The sequence below is a fragment of the Salinivibrio sp. IB282 genome, assembly GCF_001995685.1.
GTDB lineage: Bacteria > Pseudomonadota > Gammaproteobacteria > Enterobacterales > Vibrionaceae > Salinivibrio > Salinivibrio kushneri.
The window spans coordinates 1-9,571 of record NZ_MUET01000088.1; the positions used below are offsets into that span (position 1 = coordinate 1).

Below are 9,571 nucleotides of genomic sequence, written 5' to 3' on the forward strand. Positions count from 1 at the left end.
CAGTAAGACTAATATCTTATTGATATAACTGATAAAAATAAAAAATCCCGCTTGATTTTCACCGAAGCGGGATTTTTACATGATATAAACGATAACTAGCTTTGGTAAACCATTCGCCACTCTCGCTCACCCGTATGAGGATCGGTTTGCTCGCGGTCGACCACAAATCCATGACGTAGATAAAAGGCGTAGCTGGCCTTGTTCTTCTGGTAAACGGTCAAATCAATGACGGTTTTTTGTTGCTTAGCATGCATCAACAACTGGCTACCCACGCCTTGCCCCTGCTTATGCGGCGCAACAAAGATCGCTGCCAATGTTTGACCATGCATAGCGTAGAATCCCTCGATGGCTCCATCTCTCTCTACCACCCACACTTCTGCCATCGGCAAATAGGCTGATCGCATCGCCTCACGCTGCTGATACCAAAAATCGTCATCAATAAAGTCATGCGCTTTTAATGATGCATTCAACCAGATATCAAGTACCGCATCGGTGTCCGCCGGACGCATACGGCGCAAACTATGTGGCGAGTTGGGGGTGGGTATCATGGCGCCTCCTGATTATTGGTCTGACAGCAGTGCAGGATTAGTCACTCGGTTCCTTACACCATGAGCATGGCGTTCATCAAATACATTGGCATGACACCAACGCTGCAAACTAGCAGTACCAACTTTCTTGACGTGTGGACGGACACGCCATGTGACTTGGAAAAGAGTGCCTTTGTGCGAATAGATTTTGATCAACTCAGCGCTTTGGTCATAAAGTGCAGTGCATGATCGACAGGATAGTCCGACAATGTCATCTGGCATTGATAGCCATGCTTTTCATAGAAAGGTTTGGCTTGAAAGCTTAAGGTATCAACGAACGCCATTTTACAACCCATCTCCTTGGCGTACTCTTCCAAGTTACTCAATAAGTGGCTCCCCACGTGGCGATGGCGGAAGGCATCATCGACCCAAAGGTATTTAATCAATAGCCATTGCCCCCACGTGTTGGCCACCACGCCACCGATACGTTCATCATTATCGTTATAGGCATAGCCGGCAAGAGAGCCTTCAGGAAGGCCAGCTAAAAACGGGGCATTGCTTTGCTGAAGCTGTTGGCGAATGGCGGTAATATTATCGTCACTCGGGCTCGCGTCCATGCGGTATTTCATCGGCTTAGCTATCCAGGCTGTTCAACACAGCAACGAGTATGCCTTGGGTGGCATGGACTGTCTGTGCCCATGCGCACCCTATTAACGATTACTCGTGATGGATCGGCTTTGCCGCCACAGAGCACTGCGTGGTGACAGTAAGTTTGGGCCAATGTGTCAGCCATTGCTTGTCATCAAGGCGGTGCTGAAAAACGTGCCATGGGCGGGCAGGATTATGGCTAAGCTTAAGTTCAAATAAAGATTGAACCCCAAAGGCGGCGATGACTTCGCAGCGTTGGTTCATATCAAGGCGCACCGCAATCGCGGTTTCTTTCTCCGGCCAAAAGCGCATTGCATCTAGCGTACTCGCGTAAGGAGGATCTTGGTGCTTCTCGTGCATTCGCGCCTGGTTACGTACCTGCCAAGTCATTTCTGGCATGGTTTTTTGCAGTAGCTGCTCTAAATATTGTTCGCGCTCTCTACTCGTCTCTTCAGGATCGTAGAAGACAACATCGATATCATTGAGCGCACTCGGGGCATATTTGTGCAACGCATCCCAAACCAGATTCCGGATAAATCCGGCAGCAATATAGCACTGAGGGAGGTTTAAAGCTTGAACACAGCGAAGCGCACGCATTCTTGCCGGATCAGCCTCAATCAAATCAATTAAGGCACGCCGATAGGTTTTCTGACATAAAAAGAACTGGTGCTGATGACGTTTACGGATCCGACGACGCTTCATGGGTTAATCACCGTGGCGGACGTGTTCATAAATTGAGCGTGATACATGGTAGTTGTACTGCCTGGCAATTTTTTGGGCCAAAAAAAGCTGTGGTAATTCAAATAGCACTAAACCAACCAAAATCAGAGCGAAATACGGCTGACTCATCACTAAGCCGATAACGGCGATCACCAATAACGTACATTCTACGATAAACAACCGGTACTTTCGCAAGTAAAGATGATGGAACCCCCCTAAGAAAGCCCAATTGAGTGCCGCATAAGTGTCTGGATCTTTCAGCTGTCTTGATTGCTCGGCAAAATAGCGTTTTTTCTGGCTTTGGGTCAAGCCGTTCACCTGCTTCCTCAGTGCTTCTTCTTGCGCCTCCAGCGCTTCAATCGGTTGGGTAAAACGCATTAAGGCACCTCATCGTGAATTTTTTCAATCGCATTGGGGTTATTACAGCGGCGAATGCGCGCCAATCCGAGTTGCCAGCCTCGGAGTGCGCCGTATCTTTCGATCGCTTGGCGCGTATACTCCGAGCAGCTCGGCTCGAAATTACACTCAATATTGAACCGTTTCTTTGATCCACCTTTAGCTTGGTAACGATGGATCAACGTAAGCGACAAATACTTGAGCATTAGCGACCTAGGGTGACAATCACGGCCTCACGCTGCCAAAACAGCATGTAACGTTTCTTTTCGATTACTTGAAAAACAACCTGCCAGCCATCTTGCGCGTATTGATTGAGTTCGGCTTCGAGGCGTTGCAACGGCAAGCCACTTGAGCCCAGCAATAAGGTGCCGCAACCACCTTCAACAATATGAACGACTTTGTACTCGGTAAACTGACTCATTTTTTCTCCTGACAGTTAAATGGATAAAAGGGAATGTCCGGCTGGCTATTAAACGACTCACTCTTCCATTAAAGGGTTGAGTTTGGCGGTGAGCACATGATCTTGCCAACGGCCATTAATTTTGAGGTAACGGCGTGCATAGCCTTCGCGTTCAAACCCCAGCTTGGTAAGTAGCCGCTCACTGCGCGTATTGTCGGGCAGATAGTTGGCCATCACGCGATGCAACCCAACCTGCTCAAAGACGAAACGGATACCTGCTTGGATGGCTTCGTGCATGTAGCCTTGCCCTTGATAATGCTTGTCAGCGGCATAACCTAACAGGCACGCTTGAAAGGCGCCGTGAACGACATTGGTGAAATTGCACACCCCTATCACATCGTCCCGTTCATGATGCAAAATCACAAACTTGAAGGCCTGCTGCTGTTGAAACAAATCGTTCGCTTCTTGCAGCGCGCGATGCCAATAGTCTTCGCGATAAAATGCGGCAGGACGTATGGGTTCCCATGGGGACAGATGAGCACGATTTCGCTGATAAAACTGCGCTACCATGTCGGCTTTTTCTGGGGGAAGCAARACTAATCTCGTCCTTGGCGTGCTTAGCACTTGGGCCTCCTTACATCGATTCGCGTGACGGACAGTACCAAAATCTATAAAAATGCCGCCTTGGAGGCGGCATCAGAGATTACCAGATATTCACCCGCTGATCTTCGGGCAAATACATGCCGTCACCTTCTTTTATATCAAAGGCTTCATAGAACGCAGGGACATTGCGCGGTGCACCAAGCACGCGATATTGTGGTGGCGCATGCGGACCCAACGATACGCGCTCACGCAGGGCATCTTCACGCATCTTCATTTTCCAGATCTGCCCCCAGCTGAGGAAGAATCGCTGCTCGCCGGTATAACCGTCCATCACAGGAGACGGTTCACCGTGCAACGATTTTTGATAGGCGCGGAAGGCGGTGGTCAAGCCGACTAAATCACCAATGTTTTCCCCCAAGGACACCTTGCCGTCAATGAACAAGCCCGGCAACGGTTCAAACTGGCTAAATTGCTCGGCCAGCTTTTGGGTGCGTGCATCAAAGCGCGCGCGATCCTCATCCGTCCACCAATTGGATAGGTTGCCATCGCCATCATAACGCGAGCCCTGATCATCAAAACCGTGCCCCATTTCATGACCAATCACCGCGCCGATACCGCCATAGTTCACGGCATCATCCGCATTCATATCAAAAAACGGCGGTTGTAAGATCCCGGCGGGGAACACAATCTCGTTAGCGGTTGGGCTGTAATACGCGTTGACCGTTTGTGGCGTCATGCCCCACTCTTTGCGATCAACTGGCGCACCAATCCGCGACAACATATCTTGATAGCCCCAGCGAGCAGCACGTTTGCTGTTGCCAATCAAGTCATCGGCGTTAATGGTCAGCGCACTGTAATCTTCCCATTGCTCTGGATAGCCGATTTTGGGCGTGAATTTACTCAACTTATCCAATGCTTTCGCTTTGGTTTCATCGCTCATCCACGCTAATGATTCAATCGAGTCTCTAAACGCGGCACGCAGGTTATCAATCATGGTTTCCATACGTGCTTTGGCTTGCGGCGGGAAGTAGCGGGCGACATATTCTTGACCAAGCGCTTCACCCAGCACCCCTTCGGTAGCTTGCACGCCCCGTTTCCAGCGGTCACGCTGCTCAGGAATGCCGTTGAGGGTTTTGGAATAGAACGCAAATTGACGTTCAACCAACTCATGGTTAAGGCGCGGCGCAAAGGCATTGAGCGTGCGAATGGTGAGATAATCTTGCCACGCTTGCAGGCTGGTTTGCTCAAACACCTGCCCTAATGCCTCAAAATAAGACGGCATGCGCACCACTACTTCATCGGCTTTGTCGATACCCGCGCGCTTGGCAAAGCGAGCATAATCAAACCTGCCCATGGCTTGATTAAGCGATTCAAGACTCATTTTGTTATAGGTTGCTTGGGCATCACGGCGTTTAGCGCGTGTCCAATGATGCTCTGCCAGTGTTTTTTCCAGCTGATAAATCCGATCTGCGCGTTGTTTGGCCTGATCATAGCCCGCTAAGCGCAGCATATCTTCGAGATAACTTTTATACGCGGTGCGGATACGCTCAGCGTCCTCGGTGTCTCGGAAATAATAGTCTCTATCCGGCAGGCCCAACCCACTTTGGCTCAGATATAGAGCGTTATAGTCAGGGTTTTTCGCATCGGCCCATGCATAAAAACTAAACGGGATCCCAACGCCAACTCGTCGCAAGTCGGCCATCGCGTAAATCAACGCAGGCTTCGAGGCAATCGCCGCAATACGATCAAGCTCAGGTTTGATTGGTGTCACCCCCAAGGCATCAATTTTGTCTTTGTCCATATAGCTAAGATAAAAATCACGCAGCTTTTGCTCATTGGAGCCAGGCTTGAGATCATCACGCGCCACCAGCTCATCAATGATGCCTTTCAGACGCTTTTCATTCTCTTCAGCTAAAATACGGAACGCACCATAGCTGGACATATCACTGGGGATTTGGGTTTGGTCGTACCAAGTGCCATTGACGTGACGGAACAAGTCATCCTGTGGGCGAACCGATAGATCAAAATCTTGCAGATGCAGACCTGATTCGCGCTGCACCTGAACCTGTGCGGCCTCAGCCGCCTGCACCGTAGTTGATGAAACGCTAAGCCCCATGCCGAGTACAACACTCAGTGCGACACGCGTCAGTAACAGACGTTTTTTCGGTGTTTTTATCATTTTCCTTTCCTATATGACTCAGTCACTTTCCCTGTTCACTACCGTGGTGATGCCCTCACGTCTAAATCGCGATTGAGCACCAAGCAGTGGTAATCTCGTCCTTCATCTTGCTCGGGTTCAAAATGGGAAATACGACAGAACCCTTGCTGATACCAGAATCGAAACGCGCGAATGTTTTCGGCGTAAACATTCACACCCATGCGTCGATAATCCCCATAAGCTTGCACGGTGTCAATCACGCTCGCAACCGCTTCGCTGCCATAGCCATGCTTTTGATATCGTGGAGAAATAGTGAGCATGGGCAGCCAAACACTCTGTGCATCGGGCGCATTGAGCGAGATTTGTAGATAGCCAATATCTTTACCGTCATGGGTCTGAATGCGACGAAGGTAAAAGGCTTCTTCTACGTCGGGCGCCTTTTTCTCCGCACTGTCGGCAATTAATGATTGGTAGGTGGATAACGACCAAGGTTTAAACGTGGGATCTTGATATTGCAGATGCTGATTTTGCTCAAAAAGCGCTTTGACACGCTTTGCATCGCTATATTCAAACGGACTAAAACACAAACGCTTAGAGCGCCATGTAGCTGGGAACATGCTCAATTCCTATTCTATCAGCGCATACATTGATTGATATCGCGCTACGTACCTTATCCAGACTGTATTTTAATCGTTTCGCTGCCATGTAGGGATAGTTATGACGACATGGCCGCGAGGTGCGTTTTCTCATACATCGATAATAAAAGCATACCGATGCTGGTGCACACGCGTTATTCACTAACGACCAATGGTGCGGCATGAGCTCGCGGATAGTTTTAAAAACTAGCTGGTTATCTGGCGTAGAAATCGCGGCTTTTGCACGATTATCGTGCCCAAAAGAGGTAAATACGTGGCTTGCGCTTTTCTGTTTTTCGAAAAAATAAAATCCCTAATATGGTGGCTACGTTTCGACCTCTCCAGAGACACACCGATGGATGATAAYGCTCGGCAACTGCTTAACCATCTATGCCACGGCTATGACCAATTGGCCCAACGTCACCAGACGCGCGCTTTTCCAGAGCTCTCCACCGCGATCAAGCACCCACTCGGCTATTGTCTGATTCACTGTCCGATCGGTAGTCAGCGATTATCGATTGTTTCGCTACAATTTACCCCCAGCGTTCGCGGCCAAGGGGTGCTGACGGCGTTTATCGATTATATTCAAGCGCATCCGCATCACTACCGCGGCATTGAAGTTGCCACCATTCAAAATCAAAGCTTAGCGAAACGGCTACTGGCACTGGGTTGGCGATATAAGTCTGCCCTAACCAAGCTATTTCGCGCCAACACCCCCACCTTGGTGCATGATTTCTAATCAAAATACGGAAGTTTTCGCTAAGTAGGGTTCCTATTATTAGCAACGTCTTATTATTCCCAAGGTATTACAAATAAGCGTCAAACCCAGTTCGTCAAGCGACGGTTACTTAAAGCAGACTTCCGCCCAACGCGCTAAGCCCGCGGTAACTGAACCAAAGTAGTCGCCACTCACTAAAGGAATGTTCGGCAGCTCTGCTTGTACAGCCTCCCGTAAGAAGGGCGAGCGTGCCGAGCCACCTGTCATAAAAATCACGTCGGGCTTTACACCGGCCTGAGCGACCACATCGTGCACTAAGGCGATCATCTTACGTTTGGGCGCCTCAATCGCATCAATCATGTTATCGCGCGTTACATCAACGTCCACGCGCTCGGAGAACAATTGAATACCCGCTCGGTATGCGGCTTGATCCGACAACGCAATCTTTGCCTCTTCCGCACGACGGACAATGTTGTGACCCAGTGACTCGTGATACACCTCAAGCAAACGGGCCAGTTTATGTGGCTCTTGCGCTTGCTTGTGCAGCCCTTTGAGCACCGCCAAGTTTTCAAACGCATAGAAATCGTTTTGCGCTTGTACGTTGTTAATCGCGATGGGGTTGGAAAACTGCGTAATCGGCATCTCAATGCCAGACTCCATTTTGCTACCCATCCCAAACGGGAACATCATTTGTTTGAATGCCAACGCAATATCTAGATCATTACCGCCAATACGCTGGCCTTTGTGCGCTAACAAACTTGCACTGCGATCGCTACTACCGCGCCATGATGGCCCCATCTCAATCAACGAACAGTCTGTGGTCCCCCCACCGATATCGACCACGAGAACGATTTGGTCTTCGCTCAGTGTCGCTTCATAGTCTAGGCCAGCAGCGACTGGCTCAAACTGAAATTCAACCTGTTTAAAGCCCGCCCGCTTAGCCGCATTGTGCAATATACCTTCGGCTTGGTGGTTTGCCGTCTCGCCCCCACGGCCTTGAAAGTTGATCGGCCGACCAATCACCGCATCATGAATACTCTGTTGGGTTTGGTGTTCGGCTTGCGTTTTGATGTTATCCATCATTGCGCATACGAGGTCTTCAAAAAACCGAAGCTGGGCATCACGTAAACCTGACGCGCCAAGGAAAGATTTAGGCGATTTCACGTAGTACATATCGCGCGGATCATCGAGATAACGATCGAGCGCCGCTTGACCAAACGCCATGTCCTCCGCCTCAAGTTCAATGCTTTCCTCTCGGTTTACATGAATGGCGCGGCGCAACATCTGCTCGCCAATCGTATCTAGCGGCTTGATGCCCCGATGACGAAACAGATACTCAGACACAGATTCGCGTGTAGGTGCGGCAAGGGAGGAAGGAATAAACGTGCTGTCCCCTTCTAGACGTAACAGCGTCGGCTGACCGTTCTCAATCTTCGCCACCGAACAATTGGCTGTACCATAGTCAAAGCCGATATACATAAATCCCTCTCACCGCAGAAAAAGTCGGCAATGCTACCTCAACCGTCGCGGGATTTCTAACATCCGTCTACAGAGACCAATCAGTCGCGGCGTCGCTGCGAAACGCCACGCGTTGACAGTCCCTTTTGAGGCGTTTGTTAGCTGCCCTACTTGCATCTAGTGTTTAGTTTCTTTTGCCGGAAAGTCTTCAACATTTCCTCGTGCCTCACATCCAAATATATACTCGCCATCTTGCTCTCTAACCCAGTGATTCCCAACAGCCCTCAAGTCATCTGAAAACTTCGACTTTTTCCGCTTAACTAGCCGTTTAACTTCAATTTGAGCTTGCTTTGGTCCTTCTCCCAACCGCTCAATTAGCTCGCGTTCAAATTCATCTGTTTTATTCCAAACGTCGATCACCACAGCATTCCATGCCGCTATTACGATGGAAATCGCCGCTTCGAACTCTTCCTTCGAGTGGCCGTCGGGCAACTGAAGAATAATTGATTTACCAAACTCCAGAATTGTATGTGATATTTTTGTATTTGGAATCATCGCTTTGCCTGATTTCAGCTAACGCCTCAATCAGCCGAAGCGCTAGCGGTCGACTGCATTGATTGGTTATGTGTTTTATCTGAGGCACCGAGATTACCGCTTTCTGCTTCTTTTTTTGACTTGTCCCACTCTTTCTTTATCAGTTTCTGCATTGTCAATTCGAAGCATTCAATTTCGTCATCAATAGTAATCGGGACATTTTTATCTGAGTCGACTAAACCTTTAAACGTCCTGAGGAGGGTTAGAAGTTTCTCATCATATTCATGCCCCTTTTTGGGGTTGAGCCGAAGCCTAATTTTGACTCGCAGTTTATGGAACTCAGAAATGTCCTCTTGACGTCGTTCATTCTTGATCTGATGTAAAAGCGACACGAACTCTGAGGTCAAATCGCGCATGTCACTTCGCCACTGAGCTCGCTCAGTTGTAATTACCTGGGTTAAAACAGTTAGCTGAGTGTCTTTGTTTTTGCCAAAAGTGCTCAGGATAGAGCCTATGAACCCCAATACTGCGCCGACTAAAGCCCCCACAAACCCGAAAACTGCATTTTCCATCTTAACTTTATACTCCAAAACTAAAAGTACACATAACGCCCAGCGAAGGGGCAACTTTGTAGCGCAGCGGAAAAGTTGTCCCGCTTGCGCTGCTTGTTAGCTTGATCAATATTTGGGTAAGAACCGTATTCCATACGGAGTTTCCTTCACTTCAAATGTAGTGCTCTCCAAAGGATTTTGTAGATATTGTCTATCAGTAGAT

At 49.0% G+C, this 9,571-nt stretch carries 13 protein-coding genes and 1 pseudogene; 1 reads left to right on the plus strand and 13 read right to left on the minus strand.

Annotated features, from left to right (window positions below):
- Positions 1–95: 95 nt before the first annotated feature.
- From BZG14_RS13720 to BZG14_RS15950, 10 genes and pseudogenes are all read right to left on the minus strand, one after another.
- Complete coding sequence (locus BZG14_RS13720; RefSeq protein ID WP_077487141.1) at positions 96–548, minus strand: GNAT family N-acetyltransferase; 453 nt, start codon at positions 546–548, stop codon at positions 96–98.
- Between the two features lie 191 nt (positions 549–739).
- A complete protein-coding gene (locus BZG14_RS13725; RefSeq protein ID WP_077487142.1) occupies positions 740–1,156 on the minus strand; it encodes a GNAT family N-acetyltransferase in 417 nt (138 codons plus the stop codon).
- Between the two features lie 88 nt (positions 1,157–1,244).
- On the minus strand, positions 1,245–1,772 hold the full coding sequence (locus BZG14_RS13730) for a nucleotidyltransferase family protein (RefSeq protein ID WP_077487151.1): 528 nt from the start codon (positions 1,770–1,772) through the stop codon (positions 1,245–1,247).
- Positions 1,773–1,880: 108 nt separating this feature from the next.
- Entirely contained in the window at positions 1,881–2,273 is a 393-nt protein-coding gene (locus BZG14_RS13735; RefSeq protein ID WP_069362675.1) for a hypothetical protein, read from the minus strand.
- Positions 2,273–2,497, minus strand: coding sequence for a membrane protein insertion efficiency factor YidD (gene yidD / locus BZG14_RS13740; protein WP_021022755.1), 225 nt, complete (start codon positions 2,495–2,497; stop codon positions 2,273–2,275). Before yidD ends, BZG14_RS13735 begins: the two co-directional genes overlap by 1 nt.
- Entirely contained in the window at positions 2,497–2,712 is a 216-nt protein-coding gene (locus BZG14_RS13745) for a DUF4177 domain-containing protein (protein ID WP_069362674.1), read from the minus strand. The genes yidD and BZG14_RS13745 overlap by 1 nt, the downstream gene beginning before the upstream one ends.
- A gap of 57 nt (positions 2,713–2,769) precedes the next feature.
- Complete coding sequence (gene rimJ / locus BZG14_RS13750; RefSeq protein ID WP_077609001.1) at positions 2,770–3,315, minus strand: ribosomal protein S5-alanine N-acetyltransferase; 546 nt, start codon at positions 3,313–3,315, stop codon at positions 2,770–2,772.
- 79 nt (positions 3,316–3,394) lie between these two features.
- Positions 3,395–5,473 carry a M13 family metallopeptidase gene (locus BZG14_RS13755; RefSeq protein ID WP_077609002.1) on the minus strand — a complete coding sequence of 693 codons (2,079 nt, stop codon included), beginning with the start codon at positions 5,471–5,473 and terminating at the stop codon, positions 3,395–3,397.
- A gap of 38 nt (positions 5,474–5,511) precedes the next feature.
- The gene (locus tag BZG14_RS13760) at positions 5,512–6,069 is read right to left on the minus strand and encodes a GNAT family N-acetyltransferase (RefSeq protein ID WP_077487145.1); all 558 of its coding nucleotides are present in this window, start codon (positions 6,067–6,069) and stop codon (positions 5,512–5,514) included.
- A gap of 175 nt (positions 6,070–6,244) precedes the next feature.
- A pseudogene (locus BZG14_RS15950) lies at positions 6,245–6,328 on the minus strand (cytidine deaminase); the annotation flags it as partial.
- 114 nt (positions 6,329–6,442) lie between these two features.
- Here BZG14_RS15950 and BZG14_RS13770 point away from each other — a divergent pair.
- A complete protein-coding gene (locus tag BZG14_RS13770; RefSeq protein ID WP_077487148.1) occupies positions 6,443–6,826 on the plus strand; it encodes a hypothetical protein in 384 nt (127 codons plus the stop codon).
- Positions 6,827–6,931: 105 nt separating this feature from the next.
- Here BZG14_RS13770 and yegD read toward each other — a convergent pair whose 3' ends face one another.
- From yegD to BZG14_RS13785, 3 genes are all read right to left on the minus strand, one after another.
- Positions 6,932–8,284: a molecular chaperone gene (gene yegD / locus BZG14_RS13775; RefSeq protein WP_077609004.1), complete on the minus strand. Its 1,353-nt coding sequence runs from the start codon at positions 8,282–8,284 to the stop codon at positions 6,932–6,934.
- Positions 8,285–8,440: 156 nt separating this feature from the next.
- Positions 8,441–8,818, minus strand: a complete 378-nt coding sequence (locus tag BZG14_RS13780) for a hypothetical protein (protein WP_077487150.1) — start codon at positions 8,816–8,818, stop codon at positions 8,441–8,443.
- Positions 8,819–8,844: 26 nt separating this feature from the next.
- A complete protein-coding gene (locus tag BZG14_RS13785; protein ID WP_077609005.1) occupies positions 8,845–9,369 on the minus strand; it encodes a hypothetical protein in 525 nt (174 codons plus the stop codon).
- Positions 9,370–9,571: the final 202 nt, after the last annotated feature.